The sequence below is a fragment of the Sediminitomix flava genome (assembly GCF_003149185.1).
In the GTDB taxonomy this organism is placed as follows: Bacteria; Bacteroidota; Bacteroidia; order Cytophagales; family Flammeovirgaceae; genus Sediminitomix; species Sediminitomix flava.
The window spans coordinates 1,224,349-1,247,791 of sequence record NZ_QGDO01000002.1 but is presented as its reverse complement, the minus strand read 5'-3'; the positions used below and the strand labels follow the sequence as shown (position 1 = coordinate 1,247,791).

The following is a 23,443-nucleotide window of genomic DNA, read 5'->3' as shown; positions in this document are numbered from 1 at the left end:
AAGCCATTTATTTCAAATTGTGACTTTCACTTTTTACAATTCATTGTATTTTTAGAAAGCTTAAACTAAACCAGGTTTCTTAAGCTATTTTTTACCAAAGCAAACAAATTTAAAGTAGGTCATTTCATCATGGGCGGAGAAAAAAGCATTTTAAAAAAACTATTAGTCGGGCTTTTCATCTTTTTATCAATCCAAGTTCAAGCGCAAAACTTATCGGAACGTAAAGCAATCCGAAAAGCAGTTGAAGACTATATCGAGAAGGCTTCTCAGGGGGAATATGATTGGGAGTTAAGATCATATTTGAAGCTAGATACGATGAAAGTGAATAAAGGGAAAAAACAACTGGATTTATACCTTTCACATCATTTAGAATATTCTCCTGTTCGTGAAGAAAATTTAGCGCATTTTGAACGTATCGTTTCTTCTGACCTTCCAAGTCCTCTAAATGCCTATCAAATTCGCCTTTTTATGGGGAAGAAAAAAGGGCGAAAAGTAACTCGTGATGCTCGAAGAAAAGGCTTGGTATATGCCCCAAAGCTTTCTGCTGAAGAATTGATTCCTAATTTCTACAGAGAAAAAAATAAGAAAACAGAGGAAAGAATGCCTTCAAAGCAATTTTTGAAGTGGCAAAAAGATTCTCCTCAAAATGTGAGAAACCTGTCTAAAAGTTATGAATTAGACAAAGGTTTACAAAACAGACACCTCGCACTTTGGAATAGTCACGGTTGGTATTATGAAAATGAACTTGACCGTTGGGAATGGCAACGTGCGCGTGTATTCCAAACTGTAGAAGACCTTTTCCCTACTGAGTTTGTATTGGGCTACATTGTACCGATGTTGGAAAATGCGGGAGCAAATGTTTACCTACCAAGAGAAAGAGATTGGCAAACAGAAATGGTGATTGTCGATAATGATAGTAAAGAGGAAAGATATAGTGAAGAAGGGAAAGTAACAAATGGAGCAACAGGTTTTGCTAGAGGTTCTATCCCTTATAAAAGTGGAACAAATCCTTTTGAGTTGGGAACATACCGAAAGATGACAACTTCAAAAGAAGAAAATGCTAGGGTTACTTGGACGCCTCAAATTAAAGAGCCAGGAGAATATGCAGTTTATATTTCTTACGCTACAGAATCTAAGAGTACAACAGATGCAAGATATACGGTAAATCACTCTGGAGGAAGTACAGAATTTTCTGTCAACCAAAAGATGGGTGGTGGAACTTGGATTTACTTGGGGACATTCCATTTTAATACTGGAGCGGATGCAAGTGTGGTTTTGAGTAATAAGAGTGAAGAAAAAGGAGATGTTGTTACAGCCGATGCTGTTCGTTTTGGTGGTGGAATGGGAGACATAGAACGTAATGGACAAATTTCGAATAGACCAAGATTCTTGGAAGCGGCTCGTTATTACCTCCAATTTGCGGGAGCACCTGCTGAAAGTGTTTATAACTTAAATGCTGATACACTAGATTATCAAGATGATTATAGAAGTAGAGGACATTGGGTGAATTATTTGATGGGTGCACCTTATGGTCCTTACGAAGACCCTGACAATGAAGGTCTACACATCCCAGTTGATTTGTCATTTGCTTTCCATACCGATGCAGGAACAAGTAGAAATGATACGGTGATAGGTACACTGATGATTTACAGTCAGTTGGATTTGGATAAGAAGACATTGTTCCCAGATAAAACAGATCGTATTGCGAATAGAGACCTTGCTGATATTTTACAGTCACAAATTGTAGATGATATTCGTATCAAATATGATAGTGCTTGGTCACGTCGTCCGATGTGGGATAAACGTTACTCTGAAGCTACTTACCCGAATACACCATCAGCATTATTGGAGTTATTGTCGCATCAGAACTTCTTAGATATGAAGTTTGGAAATGATCCTCAGTTCCAGTTTGACGTCAGTAGAGCAATCTATAAAGGAATGCTGAAATTCCTTTCTTCAAGATATAATGTTCCTTATGAAGTTCAGCCTTTACCAATCCAACAGTTCAGTTTAGACCTCCAACCAGGAAATAAAGTGATGCTGAAATGGCAACCGACTGATGATCCATTAGAACCTAGCGCAGTAGCTGAAAGATATGTAGTTTACAAAAGGGAAGAAGGCAATGGTTTTGATAACGGTACGGTAGTGAATGGAAACAGTATGCTGTTTACCGATCTTAAAAAGGGCGTGATTTATAGCTTTAAAGTAGCTGCTTTAAATGATGGAGGTGAAAGTATGCCATCTGAAATCTTGGCGGTTTGTAATATGGAAGATGATAAAGAGCCTGTGCTTGTCATCAACGGATTTGACAGAATTGCACCTCCAATGACTGTTGAGAAGGATAGTACACTTCTGTTCTTCGATAACCGTTTGGATGCAGGGGTTTCAAACCGATTCAGCTTAGGCTTTATCGGAGAACAGTATAATTATGATGCAACATCTGATTGGGAAGATGACGATGCTCCTGGGCATGGTGCGAGTTATGCTGACTATGAAACAGAAGTGATTGCAGGGAACACCTTTGACTATCCTTATGAACATGGAAAAGCAATCCGAAAAGCAGGACACTCTTTTGTATCGACCAGTAGAAAAGCAGTTGAAGCAGGAGATGTGAAGCTGATGTATTATGATGTTGTGGATTTAATCTTAGGAGAACAAAAGGAAACTTATCCACAGAGAGCGTACCATAAACCTAAGTTTAAAGCTTTCACAGAAGCACTTCAAACGGAATTGACAACTTACTTGAAAGGTGGTGGAAAACTTTTTGTTTCGGGAGCTTATGTAGGAACAGACCTTTTTGAAGGAAAAGGAGAGGAAGATTCAGATGTACAATTCGGACTGAATACGTTAGAGATTTTGGGAAGAACAAATCATGCAACTCGTAGAGGGCAGACAATAGTGATGAAGAAAGAGTTTGATGCTTTCCGAAATGTTTCTTTCACTACAGAACTTAATTCAGAGATTTATGCGGTTGAGGCACCCGATGGCATTGAGCCAGCCAATGAAAACGGTGTACAGTTCTTGAGATATGCAACCAATAATTTAGGAGCTGGAGTTTATGTAGAAGGAGAAAATAATAAAAAGGTTCTCGCTTTAGGTTTCCCATTTGAAACCATTATAGGAGAGAAGAAAAGAGAAGAAGTAATGAAAGCTATTTTAGAGCTTCTTCAATAAAAAATTAAAGGGTGTATGTTACAATTTGTAAAAGAAACATACATCCTTTTTTCTTTTCTTACGCAAAACGGTGTTTGTAAAATAGAATAAAACGATACAAACCATGAGTGATAAATTTCAGAATGTTCCAGTAAAAGACGGTGCAGAAGTTGTTTTCTGTGAAGAAGTACAGATTAAAGAGTTTGATGCTTTTTATGCCAAGTGGGAATGGAATGGCCTTGTGATTGAAAATATGATTTTCAAAGAAGAAGACTTGAAAGGAAAAACCGATGAAGCCATTCTTACTTTGGTGGCAAGTTCGCCAATTTCTGAACAAGGAGTAGCTCCAATTCTTACAAAAGAGCATGGCTATGTTTATGTGAGTTTTCATACAAAACCAATGGATTTGGATGAATTGTAAACTTTAAACGGCTTAAAGAGGATTTTCATCACAAGCAAATTGGAATGTCTCTTTAAGAATCAGTTTTAAGTTTGTATTTTGGGAACAGCCATTTTTTAATGCTCATAAGAAATGAAAATAAGGAGTAAGGAAAAAAAGCATTTTTATAGGTATTTAATTTTCATTCTGCTTCTGTTCCCATTACAACTCATGGGGCAACAAAGCCAGCGTAAGAAATTAGAATCTCAGCGTAAATCTCAGCAATCTAAGGTGAGAGAGATGCAGCGTATCCTTTCTCAAACACAGAAAGATGAGACTGCAAGTATTGCGAAGTTGAAAGATATTAAAGCAGTGATTACTGAGCGTAAGAAGCTGATTAATGAACTTTACTTAGAGCACAAAGCACTTGATAAAGAGATTATAGAGACTGAAAAAGCCATCACAGACTTGGAAGAGGAGATCAAGGCATATAAAGAAGAATATGCTAAAATGATCTATCTGGCGTATAAAAATAGCGATAGTTATCAACGTCTGATCTTCCTTTTTTCAAGTGAAGATTTACGTCAGTTCCTATCAAGACTAAATTACCTTCGTCAATATCAAGATGTTCGAAAGCAACAGATTCATGAGATTGAAGACTTGATTGCTCAGCGTAATCAAAAACGTAAGGATTTATCCCAACGCCAATTTGATGAATCACATTTGATTGATAATGAAGAGGACGAACTTCAGAAATTAGCTGATCTACAAGCACAGGAAGAAGCGATCAGAAAGAAGTTGTCTAAAGAGGTAAATCAGATGACAATCAAGTTGGTCAGAGAGCAAAAAGCACTCGGGCAATTAGAGAAAGAGGTCTCAAAAATGATTGCTAAATCTACAGCTGAGAAAACAGCAAAAGTAGCTAAGGCATCAAATACGACTTCATCTAAACCAAAGACAACAGTAGCTCAGCCCAAAACAAAGGCTAGTAACACAACTTCAAAGTCTTCAAGTACGAAGACGAATAAATCGAAAACAGCCAAGCCAACTCCGAAGAAAACCGTTGCAAAAACAGGCTTTGCCAGTTTGCAGTATAAAATGGATTGGCCTGTAAAGGAGGGCTTCGTTTCGTCTCCTTTCGGGCAGCAAGAACATCCAATGCTGAAAGGAGTGATCATTGATAATCCAGGGATTGATATCCGAACCAAAAGTAATGAAGCAGCTTATGCAGTTTATGGAGGTACGGTGAAGCTAGTGTCTAAAGTATCAGGGATCAATTATATGATAACAGTACAGCACGGAGAGTACTTTACGGTTTATGCTAAGTTGAAAGAAGCGAAGGTGAAGGTAGGAGATGAAATTAAAAAAGGACAGCAAATAGGAATTGTAGCTACAGACGAACAAGGAATGTCTGAACTTCTCTTCCAAATTTGGAAAGGAGGAAGGCAGAAACTTGATCCAGAAAAGTGGCTTAAAAAGAAATAAAATAAGAAGTCTTGATCCATACGGTCAAGGCTTTTTTTCTGCTTCATTTTTGGGTAACATTTGTTGAAAATTCCTCCAATCGGATTGATCTCCCAATTGTGTGTTACATCCTTCACTTTTAGCTAAGGCTGTAATATCTCTGACACGAGCTTTAGAGTCGGGGTGATCACTTAAGAACTCAGGAATATTTACGTTATCCCCTTCTTTTAGCAGTTTATTGAAAAAGCCTGCAGTTCCATCGCAAGCAAAGGGAGTTTCTTTGAGGTAGCGGACAGACCATTCATCTGCCTCAGCCTCTTGATTTCTACTGTAGTGAAGCCCTGTTAGCTCATTTAATAGTTTTAGTTTGACAGCATCACCGATGGTGGCAGGAGTGGTCAAAACTAATAAAGTAAGTAGTTTGTCTCGTCCATACTCTCGTTGGAGTCGAATGCTTGAATGACGAAGTTCGGCATGGGCAATTTCATGCCCGAGTACACCTGCTAAATGATCTTTTGCGTCTAAATACTTAATAAGACCTGTATACACATAAATATATCCGCCAGGAGAGCAGAATGCGTTTAATACATCATCATTGTTAATGATTTGTACGCTATCGTATTTGAAAATGTCTTTGTACTTCACTTCAGGGCTAGCTACCAAATCACGAACCAAAGACTGTAGATAGGCATAAGCTTCGGGGTATTCTGTCGGAGAAAGTATCGGATATTCTACAGTGTCAGCGGCAATTCCTGCAACAGTCTGTCTACCTAACTGAATATCAAACTCGGGTTCCATGAGTGCGTCATCTTCAATATAACCTACATAGAAATAGAATATACCTGTAACCGTAAGTGCAAAGAGGATGATTTTCCCAATTGATTTTAAAACTTTCATGAAGCAGAACTTGGTGATAATATTTAGAGCAGAAAGTAGAAAATATAGAAAAATGAACTGAACAGGATGGGATAAGGAAAGAACCTTCATTTCGACAAGAAATAGGTCTATTCTGACTGAGAGTTTTTCCAAATGTATTGATGAATAGCCTGTAGGAAGCTATGAAAAACTAATTCAAAGAATCTTTCGTATTTCATTACAAAGGGTAGTGTTTAATGTCGAAAGATGTTCTATTTAAATTCTTTATCCTTAGATTTAAGAACAGTAGCTCAATTTTACTTTCATACAATGAAAAACTTACCATTATTCTTAACAACTCTCTTTTTATTATTTTCAACATCTGTGTTTGCCCAAGATGAAACTGCCAAAGGTGCACTTAATTTTGAGCATTTTAACCTCAACGATGAAGGTGTATTCCTAGATGGTTATGACCCTGTATCTTATTTTATTCAGAAAGAAGCTTTGAAAGGGAAATCGGGAATCACAGCTCGTCATAAAGGAGTTGTTTATTACTTTGCTTCAGAGTCTAACAAGAGAATGTTTTTGGAACACCCTGATGATTTTATTCCTCAATATGGAGGATGGTGTGCTTATGCTATGGGGGCTAAGGGCGAAAAAGTAGAAGTAGACCCTGAAACTTTTAAGATTGTCGATCAGAAATTATACCTTTTCTATAATAGTTTTTTCACTAATACACTCACGCTTTGGAATAAAGATGAACCACATTTACTTTCAGAGGCAGATATGAATTGGGAGAAGCAAGTCGTAGAATAAAAATAAAGCTAGCTAAGAAAAGTGTCTTGGCTAGCTTTATTTTTGGTTTATTTCTGAAGTTTATCTTTCAGTGTTTCTACCACATCAAATACAACAGGGCAGTATAGTGTGTTTTTGTAATGTAGATTAGGCTTTTTGCAGAAACCTTGTTGCTGTGTATGCGGATACTCTCTACAGGCCTTCGGGCGGTGTTCATAAATACTACAGTAATTGTCAGCACCCAAAAATGGGCAGGGCTGTTGTTTCATTACATGATCACCATCGCTATCTACCAACATATAAGTTTCCACAACTTCTGTTTCTTTCATTCGAAGTGCAGACGCGATTCTTTTAATATCTGTTCGAGTGACAATTGGGCTAATGCTTTTACAGCAATTTGCACAAGCTAGACAATCCATTTTTTCAAATGCTTTCTCGTCTGCTTCATTCACAATTTCATCAATCAGTTTTCCTTGTTTTGACTTCTTGAGTCTTTTCAGAAAGTTTTGATTTTCTTTGGCTTTCGATTTGGCATTAGCTTGCCATTTATTCACTAACTCCATCTCCTGCGTTCTTCCTCAAAATGATTATTTCTGTATTACTAAAAGCATAAATCAGATCTTCTTTGCACAATACAAATCGGTAACTTGCAGAAGGAAGACTGATAATTTCTTTTTTACCAACATACAAAGGTAAGAAAATGAGTTGATTGTCGGATAGGTAATAAAGCATATCCTTTTCAAAACCAATATTGGCTGTTTTTACATTTAATGTTCTGATAAGATTACCCATTACATCAAAATGTTGAACAGCGTGATCGGAACTACTCAAGTACAAGCCGTTCTGATAAAGTTTTAAATCTCCATGTTCAGAGTCTGGGACAGTTTCTTGCAATCTGATTTCTTGTAGTATTTGCTTTGAATTTGGGTCGTACAACCACAAAGTTTGTGCAATCTGATCGAGCAACCACAATTGTGATTGGTTATTAATACAAACTTGCGTTACGAAAAAGTCTGTCGGAAGCTGGAAATTACTGATTGGACTAAGTCTATTGTTGAGCAAGTAGATTTCCTGATTACTTTCTGAAAAAGCAACAGTTCGGAATGGGTTTGAAGCATCTATTTTTCCAATACCTTGTTGAGGAAGAGAATAGTTGAATTTTTCTTCAAAATCTTCTGCAGAAATATACCGAATAACACTTCGATTGTCGAGTACGATGAGGTTTCCCATTGCATCAAGATCAGCTGTATTTACTTGCATAGAAATCCTTTTGATTTCTGTGGTTTGTCCGTAGCTGAAAGCTGAAAAAAACAGAAGTAGTATAGAAAGAAATCTCTTTTGCATAAGGTAAAGGTAATAAGGTATTGCCCCAAGTGTGGTGTTGTAGACAGGTTTCATAGCATGTTTTCTGTGAGCTATGCTTTTGTTGTAATATGTTTTCTTTAGTTTTTTATCTCTCCCCACTTTTGGCCTTTGTAAACTATATTTCAAAGTCTAAAAAGATAACATTATGATTAATGATAGTTATCGTAATACCTAATTCAGTTTTTAAATCACTTCTATACTACAGTTTATTAAAATCAATATCTTCTCTATCTTTTTCTTTCTCTGAATTAGACTTAAGAACTACCTCTATTGGAGGTTTGACATAATTACTAGGATGCTCGTATATTGAAAGTTTAGATGCAGGTTTTCTTTTTGCTTTTATTCCATTCAAAATAAGAAACAAGAGTAATGTTATACTAATTAAGATTATAATTAATGATTTCATATTGACATGATGACCAAATTGTATTCCAATTCAATAAAATGTCATTTTGTCATTTTCAATGTGTTACAACAGTAAATTAAGCTTCTAGAATCGAGCTCTATATCCGAAGTGAATTTTAGCATTTTGAAGATTGATCGGAACATCTTCTTGCCAGCCTAAGGAATATACCAATTGAAAAATCCCGATTTCAGACTGTAAACTAATCCCTGCGCCAAATCCATTGGCGAGCCAACTTTCTTTGCGTACAGCTTGGTCATGTAGCCATGCAAAGTCATTGAAAAGGAAAACATAGGAATTGTTCTGCATGAAAAATTGCGCTTCAGCAGTAGAAATTAGATAGCTAGAAACCCAAAGTGATTGTTCGTCAAAACCACGTAGCGTTTTCAGTCCTCCGATTCGGTATAAATCATTCTGCAAAATCTGATCTCCGAATAGACTTGAACTGTTGAATGCTAATTTTAGAATTGAGGTTTTCCCGAGTTTACGATAACTCTGATATTGCAAACTCATTTCACTTTGTAGCGGATTGACATTCTCAACCAAAAGCTTTTCTTCTTCAGAAAGTGAGTGTAGTTCTTTCTGTCCTAAACCCATTTTAAGAAGTAAATGACTTCCTTTTTTAGGTAGAAAAGGGTCGTCCAGATTATTGTAGGCGTATTGCACTCCAAGTTTAATCCAACGATAATCACTGTCCAATAGCTCAGTAGTTTCATCCTCTTCTCGTTCATCCAAATAAGACTGACTACTTTCCCAATCCATAAAAAGTCCGATTTTCTTTTTACCGCTTACTCTGTAATGAAGTGCTAAACCTCTGTTGGCATTGAAGAAAATCGTATCATTTTTCTGAAAGCTAAGGAAGCCTTCTAAATCCAACTTTTCCTTTTTCAAGAAAACAGGGTGTTCATAAAGGACTTCAAGTTGTTGAGAGCTTTTATCGGGTTGTTGCCAATCCAATTTGAAGTGCTTACCTGTCATCAGAGGATTGTAAATATCAAGTAAGATATGACCTGTGAGGGTGTAATCTGTACTTCCATTGGCATTTTCTGAAGGCATAAGTCCGAGCATACCATCTAGCTGATTGGCTTTTCTCTTTTTGAGCTTCAGCTCTACATAAGCTTTTTCATTTTTCAGACTTACGCTAGGTTCTTCTTCCAATTGAAGAAATGCTAATTGTTTCAAGCGGTCTTGAATCAACTCCATTTTTTCCGTAGAAAATTCATCCCCTTTTTCAATGCCAATATATTTTTGGAAGAACGATTTCTTAATATTCAATTTCCCATTGCTAATTACTTTTAGGGTATCGAACACATAATATGCTCCTTGTTCTACTCTGATCTGTAAGTCGACTTGTTGGGCAGAAGCTAGTTTTGGCGTGATTTGAAGTTGCGTGTCGGGTGCTCCGTTTGAGGCATAAAAATCTTCAATGCTCTTTTTCCAATTGGATAACTCTTCCCAACGAGCAGTTTTGTACTGTGCCTTCTGAAAAGATTTTTGAAGTACCGCTGTGCTTAAAGAGTCGGCATCAATATTTCCCCAAATGAGTTTATTGCCCGTATAAAGTTGAATGTGGTAATGTGCGTTTGATTCCCAAATAGAATCTAGCGAAGCAAAAAGATAGCCCTCATTTTTTAGGAGAGAAAGAAGCTGTTGAGCAGTGTTTTCGGCTTGAGTAATACTCTCGGCACTTTCAATACGTTTTATTTTCTTTTGGATATCAGCTGGTAATCCACTTTCGAGTTGAAGTGGTTTTTTATCTTGGGAAATCGATTTTGTAGTCAAACCAAGACAGAAAAAAAGAAGTAGATACCAAAAGTGTTTCACTAAATAAGATAAAAGATTTAGAACAGTTTATCTGAGTGGGTTTAGCTTAAATTAAGCTGTTTCCAAGTTCCTTTCAGCCAATTGTATTTGATTGTACTCGGAAGAGCCGCCCAAAAATATTTATTCATTTCTACGGCAAAAGATGGTTGCATATAGCAATTGATCACACAGCCTTCACATTCGGGGAGTTTTCCCTCTTGTTTGACGACTGCTTGCACTTCATCAGAATGGTAAAGGGTGTCCAAATTATTCTGAATTGGGAAAGATTTTGTTCCCAAGTGATAACAAGGCAATACCAATTCATTTTGAGGAGAAATGACAAGTGTTGTGCTTGCCGCTTTGCAGATGGGATCGTCAATATGATTTCCGCCGTCTTCTCTGAGTTTCAAAAATCCACCATTTAAGTAAACCCAAGGCTTTTTAGCCCATCTTCGGAGTTCTGAAAAAGCTTCTTTGTCAAAGTTATTTTCACCTACTTCATTGTAATCAAAAACAGGATTCAAAATCAGTAGCCATTTGTTGGGCAAGCAAAATTCTTCATAGACTTGCTGAATGTCCCCAATATTTTCGGGAGTGACGGTGTAAAGAATGTCAACTTTTTCACCCAAAGCTTTCGCCTTTCCTACAGACTGCTGCACCAAATCAAAGCATTTGACTCCTCTCGAAGTATCATGATCTTCAGCTGTCGCAGCATCTAATGAGAAATGAAGCATGTCAATTTTTCCTTTCAAACGCTCGGCATATTTGGGATAAAGCATGGCATTTGTAGTTACGGTAGTAATCATTCCATACTTTTTGGCTATACCCAAGAGTTTATCTAAATCCCGATGCAAGAGTGGTTCACCTCCTGTGAAGTCGACAACTTTTACACCTAGCTTTTTAAGTGCTTTCATGTTTTCCTCAACCTCTTTTTCTGTAACATAAGGAGATGGACGTTCCCATATATCGCAAAATCCACATTTGGCATTGCAGCGGTAAGTCACATAATAGTTACATAAAACAGGCTTTGTCCGAAGGCGCATAAAAAGTAAAATTGATCTTTAGAAAGTGAAATTACGCAAAAGCGAGAAAGATTACACTTCTTTAAGTTCAAATGAGTTCAGCTTGTTTTAGAAAATGGTATAAAAATCTTTCGTTAGCATCTTAAATTCTTCGGTATAAGTTCGCTTGTCCTTTTCTCTGATAATCAATTTTTCTTCCGTAATGCTGTCGGGTTGAGTGCAAGAAAATTCCATCATCCAACGAATAGGTTTTGCTTCAGATGTATTTTGAACGATACATCTGCGTTGTAGAAATAGTCCTTTTTTACTCGCTAATTCGGTAATTTGTTCTGCTTCTTGGCAAGGTAAGATAAGGCTCAGTGTGCCTTCAGTTTTTAGATGTTTTAAACTATAATTCAAAAGGTCTTCTTGTGAAAGGCTATCGGTATGTCTTGCCGTGTTTTTCTGTTCAGACTCAGATTTGAGTGCATTATTGAAGAAAGGAGGGTTACTGACAATCAGATCAAATTTTTTCGTGCAATTATATTCTTGTAGAGAGCTGTGTTCAAGTGTGAGCCTATTTTTCCAAGGAGAAATGGAAAAGTTGGACTGAGCCTGTTGGCTAGCATCTTTGTCTATTTCAATAGCTGTGAGTAGCGCTTCCTTATTTCGTTGAGCAAGCATCAAGCTGATGAGTCCTGTACCTGTACCAATATCTAGAATCTCTTTTTGATGGTTGACATTTGTCCATGCCCCAAGAATAATTCCGTCTGTTCCCACTTTCAACGCGCATTTATCTTGATGAATTTCAAATTTTTTCATCTGAAATGGCTTACTCACTTTTTTCATCTCAATTGTCAATAAAATTACTCAAGTACCAAAGATACAAGCTTTATCGAGGTTCCTCTTTTTACATTTCATAGTTTCGGTAAAAATCAAATGGTAACACTATGAAAAAACTCGCTTGGATTACACTTGCTACCTTATTCTCGGTTGGGATGATTTCTTGTGATGATGACGATGATGATAATGGTAACAGAAACAACGGATGTACACTACAAGAACTTGAAATTGTCTCAGATGGAGACACAGTAAGTTATATGATGACTTATGATTCATTGGATCGTATCGTATCTGTGGATCAGAACGATGGTATTGAAAGTAATACTTTTGATTATACCTATAATTCAGATGGTGTAGAACAAGTTACCTTGTCAGGCCCACTAGGAAATACCTTAGTGACACTTGATTACGGCTATACAGGTGGTGAATTGAGTTCTTATACTCTAAGCAATTCAATTACTGAAGATACTTTGGAAGTAGATGTAACAGTAAATAGTGATGGTACAGTAAATACATTGACTTTTGATACAGACATTGAAGGTTCTAACTTCAGTGTAGTCGCTACTTACAGTTATGATGGAAATGGAAATGTGGAGAGTGTTACTGCAACTTCAGAAGTAGCAATACTTGGAGATATTGAAGTATTTAGTACCTCATTCTCTTACGACAATAGAGATAATCCGCTACAAGGGATTTTTGTAGACCTTGACGATATCCAGTCATTGATCAACAATAACTCTCCGAATAATATCACTAGAGTAGAAGTTCGTGAAGCAGATGTATTGAATCCGCTAGATGGTTTAGCGTTGACTAGAACGGTGACTTTCGACTATGATTATAATAGCGACCGATTACCAGAAGATGCAGATGTAACAGATACAGATGAAGACTCTGGGGATTCTGAAGAAAGTGAATGGATATACAGCTATGAGTGTGAATAAAAAGTGATGCAAATGCGTATAAGCCTAGGAGAGTGCAAATTCTCTTAGGCTTTTCTATTTGAAAAGGGATTTTTCGAGGACTAAAATAAGGGCTGTTTACCCAAGAAAAGTAGAGGTTTGTCGAAGGGAAATAGGCTTTTTTTAATCTTTTAGGAGGTGAAATATGACTATTCCTAGCAAAAAGCACCTCTATTCACTTTTTTTTACATTTCATGAACTATCAAAATAATTCTAAATGTTATGTGTGTGAATTTCGAAAAAATAATAAACTAAATAATCCTTAGAATAACTTTCTGGCATTTAATTATAACTAACATGCAAGCTTTCAAAAACGGAATAATAGGTAATTTATGTCCTTTTCCCGGCAACTCGCTTCGAGTTCTAGTTATTGCATCTCACAAGGAGTTTATAGCAGATAATGACAAGGATTTGTTATTACGAAAACCATCTTAATTCTTTTTGAACATTAATTTCTTAAGTATATATCTGGCTTCAGTATGAAATAAGGCGTTCAACGGCATTCGGCTAAATAAACCCTACTTTCTACATTTAAATATCCAAAAAACAAACAAACTATCAGTTTAGCTGATACGGTATTGTACACCCTTTCTACTGATCTACAGATTGGAAGATGCATTGCCCTGCGCTTAGGGTAGCACCTGTGTCTTCATTCTAGTCTTCTGGCACCAGTTTTTGGTGAGTTTATAATTCATACACACAGAGTGTAAAGTATATGTTAGGTGAAATGTTTCATTTAGCGGTGGCTCTTTAATGCCCTTACTTTAATGCTTTTAAAACATATGAAATATTCATAACTCATTATAAGCTAGGTCTATCCCGCAAAAACAAACAACTATTAATTAACTACTTTCTATTTACTAAACTATTATGTACAAACCTTTACTTGCAAGGGGAGGTTGGTATGTGCTTGGCTGCCTCATGGCTATGCTCATGCTACCTATGTCTGGATACTCAGGTTCCCCTGAAAAGAATGGTGATGATGACTGTAGTATGGGCATCTCACTGAATTTGACACACGCAGGTTGTAATGATTATTCGGGTGTCGCGGAAGTTTTAATTTCAAATGCTGCAAGGTTCTCAGACAAGTCTTATGATTATAAGATTGACTGGTTCTTAGAAGGCGGAGACCGAATGGATGAGTTTGCAAACCAAACTATCTGTAAGGATATGCCTGCAGGAGAATACCGAGTTATCGTGAAAGATAGCGAGGGTTGTATTGCCAATGAGCTGTTCACAATTGAGGGCAATAATCTAGATCTCTACTGTAAAGTAGATTACACGGATTGTGAATACGGATACGCTAGCGTAAAAATCGGTGCTTATAACGATGGAGGGGATTATAATGATGATTCATACCCTTACTACGGAAAACACAATAAGCATTATTCTTATTACTGCTACGATGAATACGGAGTGCAACAAAAAGGTTGGTATTATGAAAACCTTGCGCCTGGTAAGTATAAGTTTGTAGTTCGTGACTATTACGGATGTGAAACTTACAAATGGATTACGATTGAGCCACCTGTGAAATTCCACATTGAGTGTGATATTGATCAGCCAGTATGTACAGGAGATCTTGGTAGCGTTTACATCAAAGTAGGATATTATGATGATTATTACTATGGTTACCACGATGACAGCCACTATGATTACTACTGTTATGACAGTTATGGTAAAGAGTATGTAGGTACTGAAATTAATGGATTGGCTCCGGGACAATATAAAGTTGTGATCAAAAACAAATACGGATGTAAAGAAGTAAAATTGATCGAAATTATTGCTCCTGAAGTATTGGACGTAGCGGTTGCAAACGTAACTCAACCTTTCTGTGAAGGTGATCTAGGTAGCGTAGACCTTAAAGTAATTGGTCTTGACGGCATCATTGAGATGGATTCTATGGACATGGGAATGGATATGGACTCAATGGACATGGATATGGGTGGCATGGATTCTATGGATATGGATACTACCGATATGGGTGGTATGGATACTATGGAGATGGACACTTCTGACATGGATACTACAATGATGGATTCAACTGCTTCAACAGCATTCTACGGTAAGAAGAAGCATTATAAGAAGAAAGTGACTCCGGGTCTATTCTGGTTCTACAATGGTTACAAGATCAAAGAACTTACAAACCAAACAAGTGTAGCAGGTCTTAAGCCAGGTAACTACTCAGTAAAAGCTGTAAATGAAAACGGATGTACTGATATTGCAGGATTTACGATCCATGAAGGTAAGAGACTTAAAGTGTTGACTGCAGTTACACAACCAGTATGTGAAGGTGATCTAGGTAGCGTGAAAATCTACTCAGGTTATGAAGGTTACTCAGACAAGTACTACTATGATTATAAGTATGACAGCAACTGGAAATTCTATTGTTATGGAAAAACTGGTTACGAGTATACAGGTCAAGAAATTGACAGTCTTGCTCCAGGTACTTACGATATCTTAGTACAAGGTCCTAAAGGATGTGAAGCTACGGCTACAATTACAATCAATGAGCCTCCAACCTTTGAACTTGCAGCTACAGGTACTGACCCACTAAGAGCTGGTGGATTGGGATCAATTAAAGTGAAAGTCCTTGATGAAGCTGATTACTATGACGATTATTACTACGATTATGATTACGGTTATGGTAATGTAGGTGGCGACAGCAATGACAAGTATCACTACTACTGTTATGACAGTTACGGAACAGAATACAAGTACACTGATAAGTATATTTTTGCAGTACCAGCAGGTACTTACCAAATCAAGGCAGTTTCTGATCTTGGTTGTGTGAAAGTAACTTCAGTTACTCTTGTAGATCCAGAGCCAATTATTGTAGATGTATTGGATGTTCAAGATCAAATCTGTGAAGATGACTACGGTTCAATTACACTAGGTATGTCAGGAGGAATTATTCCGATTGATGGTACAGAAAATGGTGTAAAAGTAGATTGGTTTAAAGAAGGTGGAAATAGAATTGCTAGATTGAATAACTCAATGGTAGCAACTGATCTTCCTCCAGGTAAATATAGAGCAATTGTAAAAGATGCATTAGGTATCATTTTCAACCAAGTAGTGAGAGTAGATGATGCAGCGAAAATCAAATTGTTCAGCCAAGTAGTTCAACCTAAATGTCCAGGTGAACTTGGTAGCGTGAAAATTGGTGGTATCCTTGAAAATGATAGTACTTACTATGGTTACGGATACAATGACTACAAGTATGGTTACCACGAAGGATGGGCATACTACTGTTACCACGAAAACGGAACTGAGTTCGAAGGACCTGAATTGACTGATCTTGAGCCAGGTAACTACAAGATCAAAGTAGTAGCTCCAAATGGTTGTGAAAGATTAGCTTTCGTAACAATTAATAAGCCTACAAACTTTGTACTTGATGTAACTGCTAATGATCCACTTTGTGCAAATACACTTGGTAGCATTGGTGTGAAAATCAAATATGAAGATGATTACTACTACGGATATGACTTCGGAGATGATTATTACCACTACTACTGTTACGACGGTTACGGTAAAGAATACTCTTACGATGGTAAGATCTTCGCAGGACTTCCAGCTGGTACTTACGAAATCAAAGTGAAAACTAGAGATGGATGTGTAGTATCGGATAGTGTAACACTAGTAGCACCAGATCCAATTGTAGCAGCAGTTGCTACTGATAGTGCAGGAGTTGCAACACTTGACATTTCAGGAGGTACTCCATTTGTGAACAAGCCATTCGAATACAAAATCAACTGGTACCATGTAAGTGGTAAGCATTATGGTAAGTACTCGAATAAATACCACTGTTACGACTTGCATTACGGATACTATAAAGTAGTAATCTCAGATGCAAACGGATGTACTGAAACATTAGACTTCGAAATGGCGAAACCATATACGCCGATTGTAAGTAAGCCAATTGTTTCTCCAGATGACGGATCGAAAGATGATCACTATTACCCAGATGTAGATCCAGTAACATTACCTGCAACCGATTGTGGTTATGAGTATGATTACTACTACAAATACAAGAATGCATCTGTTGAGGGTATTAACCAGTACCGTACAGACCTTACAATTGAGACACCAAACGGTGATGCTGAATTTGTAAACACTTACCGTCACTACGATGGATATGAGTACGGAAATGATTATTACTACCCGAACAACGGTAACTTACCTTCAGGAGCATTTGCTTCAGCGTCAGGTGACCACCGTTACAACTTCATCGTAACAACTACAGCATCTAGAATGTCTGTAAATGTAATCGACTATGGTAGCTATGACTACTCATACGCTCAACCATATGTAGCCCTTGTAGGTTACGATATCTACGGAAACGAGGTAGATAGAGATGAGTTGTACTACGATTATGACTACGGTTATTACTACCACTACGATGATTACTACAGTTATAACAATGGACCAAGCGGTGATGACTACGATAAAGGTCACTATGCATCAATCGGTTCTTATGACTTGTCAGTACACGCAGAAGGGATCAAGTTTGCAAGACTTGAGTACAGTAAGTATGATTCAAAAGCAGAATGTCACCACAAAAACATCGTAATTGGTGGAGTATGTTTTGACGAGGAAGTACGACCTACTTCAGGCGTGAATACTTTCGAAGTATCTCGTGCAGTAGGATTCAACGGAGTAAATAATCAAAATGCAGTACTCCTTGACTGGTTTGATGGTACAAATGATGATGAAGAAGCTTCTTTCAGAGAAGTATATCTAAACTGTACGCCAACTGATGCATGTTTCTTCGGTACAATCATTGACGAACAAGGTAAAGAATGGGTAGTGAAACTACTAATGCTGAAACCAGCAGGCGATCCAGTAGCCGTACGTGACGGAGCAGCAGCAGATGCTGATACTAGATTCTGGACATACTATGACTGGTTGAGACATGACAACGGTGGATTTGGTGTAATCTATCGTAAAGACAACCCAAGAGATGTTGTTAAGATTACTGAGAAGTTGATTGACAAAGGTCTACAATTGGGTAGAGGAGCAAACACATACAACGACAACCAAGGTGGTGGTGTATGGTTCACTTGGGAATATGAAGGAAATACATTCAGTGGATGTTCTAACTTCAACTTAACTCCAACAGTGAAAGCTCTAAATGTTTCAACATTAGAATGTACTCAAAAAGCAGGTTACTACCGCTACGAGTTAGACAACACTGCAGGTGAAGCAATTGAAGTAGATTACCTTGACTATGACTATAACTACGGTTATACAGTTAAGAAAATCAACCTTCTTGCAGGAGAGTCTAAACAACTTCACGTGAAAAACAAAGATGTAGACTTCTTTGCTTGTGGAGTAGACGGTAACAGACCTTACTGGGTACAAGATGCCAACTGGTTGAACAATACGCTCTTCCAACCATTATGTGATGACTCAGGTGATTACGATGGTATAAATGGAAATGGTGCCGCAACAATTAAGACGGCTGTTGAAATGTATCCGAACCCTACTAAAGGTCAGTTTAGAGTAGAAACAAATGCTATTGACGGATTGATAGAGGTGTTTGATGCAGCAGGTAACAAAATCCTGGAGCAGTTCTACAGTGGTGGTCAAGCTGATATGGATATGACAGGTCATGAAAAAGGAGTTTACTTATTAAGAGTAACTTCTGATGGCCACTCTCATACGAGCAAATTGATCATCGAATAATCAAAATGCGGTAATTCACAACTGCGAGGGGGAGTCTTCCGAGACTCTCCCTTTTTTTTCACCTTTTTTATGAGAACTTAAACAAAATGTTTTCTCGTTATACTAAAAAATAATTCTTTTTCAATAAAAAAAGTATATATTTACAGGCTATTTTAAAAGGCTGAATTTAGAGCTATTAAAAAAGGCTTTTTATAACCTCCAAATACAAACAGAATCGCTATAATGAAGCTGTCCGCATTTAAGTTTGATTTACCAGAAAAACTTGTCGCTCAGTACCCTGCTGAAACTCGTGACGAAGCACGTATGATGGTGCTTCACAAAGATACAGGAGAGATCGAGCACAAACTTTTTAAAGATATCATCCAGTACTTCGACGAAGGAGACGTTTTTGTTGTCAACGACACCAAAGTTTTCCCTGCTCGTCTGTATGGAAATAAGGAAAAAACAGGAGCTAAGATTGAGGTTTTCTTGCTTCGTGAATTGAACAAAGAGTCACATCTTTGGGATGTTCTTGTAGATCCAGCACGTAAAATCCGTGTAGGAAACAAATTATACTTCGGAGATGGTGAGTTGGTTGCAGAAGTAATTGACAACACAACTTCAAGAGGTAGAACAATTCGTTTCTTATTTGACGGTGATGATGCCGAATTCTACAAAATCATTGATGATTTAGGAGAAACACCTCTTCCAAAAGATATCGAACGTGCTGCTGAACCAGAAGATCGTGATCGTTACCAAACAATTTTCGCAGATCGTAAAGGAGCTGTAGCTGCTCCAACAGCAGGACTTCACTTCACGCCTCAAGTAATGAAGCGTTTGGAAATCTTAGGTGTAGATGTAGCTCCAATTACATTGCACGTAGGTCTTGGTGCTTTCCGTGAAGTTGATGTAGAAGACTTGACGAAGCACAAAATGGATTCTGAAAACTTTGAAGTACGTCAGCCTACAGTAGATGTAGTGAACAACGCACTGACGAACAAAAAGAAAGTGATTGCGATTGGTACAACTACCATGAGAGCACTTGAAACTTCAGTATCAGCAAATGACTTATTGAAGCCAAATGCAGGATGGACAGATAAATTTATCTTCCCTCCTTACGATTTCAAAATCACAAAAGGTCTATTGACAAACTTCCATAAGCCAATGTCTACATTGCTTATGATGTCTGCAGCTTTTGGTGGTTACGAAAATGTAATGGCAGCATACGAGGAAGCTAAGAAAGAAGAATATCGCTTCTTGACTTATGGCGACTGTATGTTGATCATCTAAGCTAGACGAGAAGAAATGGATTTAATGTACTTCATTAGGTTCATGCTTTCACTATAATAAGAAGTTTACAAAGCCTGTAAGTGTTCATAGATCACTTACAGGCTTTTTTTATACCTTCACTTCGATTATTCGATTTTAAGCCAACGAACCAAATAAAGGTCATAACTGTTTTTTGTACGTAATTTGTTTTAGTGCAAAATCGGTAGATCCATGGTGGATAATTCCTTCCGTTTACTTCATAAATAAGAGTTGGATTAGGAGCGAATTGGGAAAGAAAAGGCGAAAAAATCACATGCCTTATTTATGAGGTAAAGTAATCATATTACAAAGGATGAATCTTTAGTAAGTTGTATTGCTTTTGATTCTTTCTTTAGTTTTTCGTTTCCAAATGTTGTTGCAAGAGGATGTCTGATAAAATAGCTTTCTTTCCATTAAATTTAGTCGTTTTTCCTGGTGAAAAACTCAACTTACACATTTTTGAACCACGTTATAAACAACTGATTAAAGACTGTATTAATCAGGAGATAGAATTCGGAATTCCGACCTATCTAGACGGTAGTATCAAAAGGTTTGGTACCCTAATGCGCATTGAGAGTATCGTTAATGAATATCCTGACGGTCGGATGGATATCTCAACGATAGGTACAAGAATATTCAGAGCGCAAGAATTTATAAACCCCATTGAAAATAAACTCTATTCGGGTGGTAAAGTCATTTGGGTAGAAGACAATGATTTTGTAGATGATGCTTCTAAAAGAAAACTTGTCAAAGATGCGCGAGAGCTCTTCGAATTGATGGGGATAGAAGTAGAAGTAGATGATTCTCAACCTTACCTTTCTTATAAGTTAGGACATAAAGTCGGGCTTTCTACAAGTCAAGAATATCAACTGTTGACACTTGAAAATGAAAAATCAAGAGTCGATTTTCTACTTGACTTTATTGAAAGAGCACTCCCTTACATTAAAGAAGTAGAAAGAACAAAGTTGCGAGTGAAAATGAATGGGCATTTCAAAAACCTAGATCCACTCAAGTTTTAAATTGATTTATACTAAAATAGATCAATGTTAACTTTAAATTCTCATAAGAAAGAATGTAATTAGAAGGAAAACAATTCTAATCAGCAGCATTCTTTCTTATGAGATTTTTATTTTTTATAAGCTTCATCTTTTTAGTTGCTTGTACTTCCACTCCTCAGAAACAACAAGAAGAAGAGAAAACAGAAGTAGAAACTTTATCCAGTACCTTATCAATTGAGCAAGCCAACCGATTATCTAAGCTTCCGCTCAAATGCATGGATCAAGAATATCCGAATAAACTTAGCCAAACCTTGGCTTCAGCGGAAGATTTGAAGTCTCCGAAAGAGTTGCACCCAGCTTTTTATGGTTGTTTTGATTGGCATTCATCGGTACACGGACATTGGATGTTGGTAAAGCTATTGAAAACATTTCCAGAATTAGAAAATGCAGCAGAGGTCAGAGAAAAGTTGGCGACTAATATTTCAAAAGAGAATATTGAAAAAGAGTTGGCTTATTTCGATCACCCTTATTCAAAATCTTATGAAAGAACTTATGGTTGGGCTTGGTTACTGAAATTAGCAGCAGAACTAGAGTCATGGAATGATCCGCTAGGAAAGGAATTGAGCCAGAACTTGCAGCCTCTCACAGATTTTATAGTTGGAAAATACCTTGACTATTTACCAAAGCTGAATTACCCAATTCGTGTAGGAACACATACCAACACAGCATTCGGACTTACTTTCGCTTGGGATTATGCCATTCAGAATAATAATACTGCTCTTAAAGATATCATAGAGAAAAAAGCGAGAGTATTTTTCTTGAATGACACGAATGCACCCTTGAGTTGGGAGCCGGGAGGTTATGATTTCCTTTCGCCTTGTATGGAAGAAATTGATTTGATGCGAAGAATTTTACCTAAAGAAGAATTTACACTTTGGTTGAAAAATTTCTTACCACAGCTTTCTGATAAATATTTTGAATGGGAGCCAGGAAAAGTGTCAGATCGAAGTGACGGACATTTGGTTCACCTTGATGGTGTGAATTTTTCGAGAGCCTGGTGTTTGAGTGGTATATCGAAGACTGACCCAAAATATGCTCATCTTAAAGATTTAGCACAAAAACATATTGATTTCTCTTTACCAAATATTGTAGATGGAGATTATATGGGAGAGCATTGGTTGGCTTCTTTTGCTTTATATGCACTTTCTGAAATGTAAAAGAATAAACTATTAATTGTAATATACCGTATTAGTCAGAGGACTAAACATTTTTTATCCTATGGAAAACAAGCCAAAAAAGATTAGAGTAAACTTCCCAGGAATTACTTCTGAAGCATGGGAACACCCTGCAGATAAAGCTGCTTTGCTAGCTTTAAGAAAAGTACCTGGTATCGATAAAGTCATAAAAGCACTTTATAGTGTATTTGACGAGAAATCAATCTACTTGTATTTACTAGCCACATCGGTTCGTGTAAATGAAAAGCAGTTCGGAAGAGTACACCGAATTTATATGGAGGCATGTACTATTTTCGATATCCCAGAAGACGAGCGACCAGCTTTATTTGTGACACAAACACCATTTCTGAATGCAGGAGCAATTGGTTGGTCAAAGCCTATGATCACACTAAATTCTGGCGTGGTGGAGCAAATGAGTGATGATGAATTAATGGCCATTATTGGTCATGAGCTTGGGCATATTTTGAGTGGGCATGTGCTTTATCGTACGCTTTTATTTTTATTGCTAAAAGTAACTGATCGTGCTTTACCAATGCTTACAGGAATTGCACTCAAACCAATTATTTTGGCATTACAAGAATGGAATAGAAAAAGCGAATTGAGTTGTGACCGTGCAGGTCTTCTTGCGGTTCAAGACCCTGAAGTTGTGATTAACATGGAAATGAAGATGGCAGGGGGACGTAATATTCATGAAATGGATTTGGGAGAATTCATCAAGCAAGCTGAAGAATATGAAAGCTCAGATTCTATTTCAGACAGTTTCCACAAACTGATGAATGTCTTGTCATATGCAACAACGCATCCATTTGCCGTAACACGTTTGAATGAACTTTTGAAGTGGGTTCAAGGTGGTGAATATGATCAAATTCTGAGAGGTTTTTATAAGGATTTGGCCAATGAAAGAATTGCAGAAACTACAAAGAAGGCGGGGAAAGGTTATGCTGATGACTTCTTCAAGTTCACAGATTCGATTCTGAAAGGAGCTAAAGATGCAACAAGCTTTGCAAAAGAAAAAACAGAGGAAGCTTTTTCAAAAAAGGTAGAATCTGATGTTGAACAAGAGGAAGAGGAGGCGACTGAAGCAAGAAGCTCAGTAAAAGCTGAAGATATCTATGATTTTGTAGATGAAAAAGCGCAAGGGTTTAAAGACCTTGTCGATGATTTTCTGAGTAAGAAATAAAGAACATAAACAATAAAGCCCTCCAGTTCATAGAGGGCTTT

General features: G+C 37.2%; 16 protein-coding genes. 10 read left to right on the top strand and 6 right to left on the bottom strand.

Annotated features, from left to right (window positions below; all coding sequences use genetic code 11):
• The first annotated feature begins 129 nt into the window (after positions 1 to 129).
• The 3 genes from BC781_RS12120 (at position 130) to BC781_RS12110 (ending at position 5,017) form a co-directional block, all read left to right on the top strand.
• A complete protein-coding gene (locus tag BC781_RS12120; protein WP_109617920.1) occupies positions 130 to 3,174 on the top strand; it encodes a golvesin C-terminal-like domain-containing protein in 3,045 nt (1,014 codons plus the stop codon).
• A 103-nt stretch (positions 3,175 to 3,277) separates the two neighbouring features.
• Positions 3,278 to 3,574, top strand: a complete 297-nt coding sequence (locus BC781_RS12115; protein ID WP_109617918.1) for a hypothetical protein — start codon at positions 3,278 to 3,280, stop codon at positions 3,572 to 3,574.
• A gap of 111 nt (positions 3,575 to 3,685) precedes the next feature.
• Positions 3,686 to 5,017 (top strand): murein hydrolase activator EnvC family protein, encoded by a 1,332-nt coding sequence (locus tag BC781_RS12110; protein WP_109617916.1) that lies wholly within the window; start codon positions 3,686 to 3,688, stop codon positions 5,015 to 5,017.
• Between the two features lie 24 nt (positions 5,018 to 5,041).
• On the opposite strand, the gene BC781_RS12105 is transcribed toward BC781_RS12110, so the two are convergent.
• Entirely contained in the window at positions 5,042 to 5,893 is an 852-nt protein-coding gene (locus BC781_RS12105) for a M48 family metalloprotease (RefSeq protein ID WP_158281452.1), read from the bottom strand.
• Between the two features lie 288 nt (positions 5,894 to 6,181).
• Between BC781_RS12105 and BC781_RS12100 the strand changes: the two genes are divergently transcribed.
• The gene (locus tag BC781_RS12100; protein WP_109618041.1) at positions 6,182 to 6,667 is read left to right on the top strand and encodes a YHS domain-containing (seleno)protein; all 486 of its coding nucleotides are present in this window, start codon (positions 6,182 to 6,184) and stop codon (positions 6,665 to 6,667) included.
• 47 nt (positions 6,668 to 6,714) lie between these two features.
• Here BC781_RS12100 and BC781_RS12095 read toward each other — a convergent pair whose 3' ends face one another.
• The 5 genes from BC781_RS12095 to BC781_RS12075 all read right to left on the bottom strand — a co-directional run bounded on the left by BC781_RS12095 (position 6,715) and on the right by BC781_RS12075 (position 12,040).
• Positions 6,715 to 7,209 (bottom strand): YkgJ family cysteine cluster protein, encoded by a 495-nt coding sequence (locus tag BC781_RS12095; RefSeq protein ID WP_109617912.1) that lies wholly within the window; start codon positions 7,207 to 7,209, stop codon positions 6,715 to 6,717.
• On the bottom strand, positions 7,193 to 7,990 hold the full coding sequence (locus BC781_RS12090; protein ID WP_146201681.1) for a hypothetical protein: 798 nt from the start codon (positions 7,988 to 7,990) through the stop codon (positions 7,193 to 7,195). The genes BC781_RS12095 and BC781_RS12090 overlap by 17 nt, the downstream gene beginning before the upstream one ends.
• 511 nt (positions 7,991 to 8,501) lie before the next feature.
• The gene (locus tag BC781_RS12085) at positions 8,502 to 10,196 is read right to left on the bottom strand and encodes a BamA/TamA family outer membrane protein (protein WP_146201680.1); all 1,695 of its coding nucleotides are present in this window, start codon (positions 10,194 to 10,196) and stop codon (positions 8,502 to 8,504) included.
• Between the two features lie 83 nt (positions 10,197 to 10,279).
• Complete coding sequence (locus BC781_RS12080) at positions 10,280 to 11,260, bottom strand: radical SAM protein (RefSeq protein ID WP_109617906.1); 981 nt, start codon at positions 11,258 to 11,260, stop codon at positions 10,280 to 10,282.
• Between the two features lie 87 nt (positions 11,261 to 11,347).
• Positions 11,348 to 12,040, bottom strand: a complete 693-nt coding sequence (locus BC781_RS12075) for a tRNA1(Val) (adenine(37)-N6)-methyltransferase (RefSeq protein ID WP_158281451.1) — start codon at positions 12,038 to 12,040, stop codon at positions 11,348 to 11,350.
• Between the two features lie 128 nt (positions 12,041 to 12,168).
• Between BC781_RS12075 and BC781_RS12070 the strand changes: the two genes are divergently transcribed.
• From BC781_RS12070 to BC781_RS12045, 6 genes are all read left to right on the top strand, one after another.
• Positions 12,169 to 13,002 carry a hypothetical protein gene (locus tag BC781_RS12070; RefSeq protein WP_109617902.1) on the top strand — a complete coding sequence of 278 codons (834 nt, stop codon included), beginning with the start codon at positions 12,169 to 12,171 and terminating at the stop codon, positions 13,000 to 13,002.
• Positions 13,003 to 13,890: 888 nt separating this feature from the next.
• Positions 13,891 to 18,702, top strand: a complete 4,812-nt coding sequence (locus tag BC781_RS12065) for a T9SS type A sorting domain-containing protein (protein WP_109617900.1) — start codon at positions 13,891 to 13,893, stop codon at positions 18,700 to 18,702.
• A gap of 222 nt (positions 18,703 to 18,924) precedes the next feature.
• Positions 18,925 to 19,971: a tRNA preQ1(34) S-adenosylmethionine ribosyltransferase-isomerase QueA gene (queA, locus tag BC781_RS12060; protein WP_109617898.1), complete on the top strand. Its 1,047-nt coding sequence runs from the start codon at positions 18,925 to 18,927 to the stop codon at positions 19,969 to 19,971.
• Between the two features lie 404 nt (positions 19,972 to 20,375).
• On the top strand, positions 20,376 to 21,008 hold the full coding sequence (locus BC781_RS12055) for an LON peptidase substrate-binding domain-containing protein (RefSeq protein WP_109617896.1): 633 nt from the start codon (positions 20,376 to 20,378) through the stop codon (positions 21,006 to 21,008).
• Between the two features lie 98 nt (positions 21,009 to 21,106).
• Positions 21,107 to 22,204 carry a DUF2891 domain-containing protein gene (locus BC781_RS12050; RefSeq protein ID WP_109617889.1) on the top strand — a complete coding sequence of 366 codons (1,098 nt, stop codon included), beginning with the start codon at positions 21,107 to 21,109 and terminating at the stop codon, positions 22,202 to 22,204.
• Positions 22,205 to 22,265: 61 nt separating this feature from the next.
• Positions 22,266 to 23,402 carry a M48 family metallopeptidase gene (locus tag BC781_RS12045; RefSeq protein WP_109617886.1) on the top strand — a complete coding sequence of 379 codons (1,137 nt, stop codon included), beginning with the start codon at positions 22,266 to 22,268 and terminating at the stop codon, positions 23,400 to 23,402.
• Positions 23,403 to 23,443: the final 41 nt, after the last annotated feature.

Coding starts and splice junctions, on each gene's coding strand:
- BC781_RS12075 (WP_158281451.1), bottom strand. CDS start 12,040: ATGAAAAAATTTGAAATTCATCAAGATAAATGCGCGTTGAAAGTGGGA.
- BC781_RS12050 (WP_109617889.1), top strand. CDS start 21,107: ATGAGATTTTTATTTTTTATAAGCTTCATCTTTTTAGTTGCTTGTACT.
- BC781_RS12105 (WP_158281452.1), bottom strand. CDS start 5,893: ATGAAAGTTTTAAAATCAATTGGGAAAATCATCCTCTTTGCACTTACG.
- BC781_RS12120 (WP_109617920.1), top strand. CDS start 130: ATGGGCGGAGAAAAAAGCATTTTAAAAAAACTATTAGTCGGGCTTTTC.
- BC781_RS12080 (WP_109617906.1), bottom strand. CDS start 11,260: ATGCGCCTTCGGACAAAGCCTGTTTTATGTAACTATTATGTGACTTAC.
- BC781_RS12100 (WP_109618041.1), top strand. CDS start 6,182: ATGAAAAACTTACCATTATTCTTAACAACTCTCTTTTTATTATTTTCA.
- BC781_RS12110 (WP_109617916.1), top strand. CDS start 3,686: ATGAAAATAAGGAGTAAGGAAAAAAAGCATTTTTATAGGTATTTAATT.
- BC781_RS12115 (WP_109617918.1), top strand. CDS start 3,278: ATGAGTGATAAATTTCAGAATGTTCCAGTAAAAGACGGTGCAGAAGTT.
- BC781_RS12045 (WP_109617886.1), top strand. CDS start 22,266: ATGGAAAACAAGCCAAAAAAGATTAGAGTAAACTTCCCAGGAATTACT.
- queA (WP_109617898.1), top strand. CDS start 18,925: ATGAAGCTGTCCGCATTTAAGTTTGATTTACCAGAAAAACTTGTCGCT.
- BC781_RS12055 (WP_109617896.1), top strand. CDS start 20,376: ATGTCTGATAAAATAGCTTTCTTTCCATTAAATTTAGTCGTTTTTCCT.
- BC781_RS12090 (WP_146201681.1), bottom strand. CDS start 7,990: ATGCAAAAGAGATTTCTTTCTATACTACTTCTGTTTTTTTCAGCTTTC.
- BC781_RS12095 (WP_109617912.1), bottom strand. CDS start 7,209: ATGGAGTTAGTGAATAAATGGCAAGCTAATGCCAAATCGAAAGCCAAA.
- BC781_RS12065 (WP_109617900.1), top strand. CDS start 13,891: ATGTACAAACCTTTACTTGCAAGGGGAGGTTGGTATGTGCTTGGCTGC.
- BC781_RS12070 (WP_109617902.1), top strand. CDS start 12,169: ATGAAAAAACTCGCTTGGATTACACTTGCTACCTTATTCTCGGTTGGG.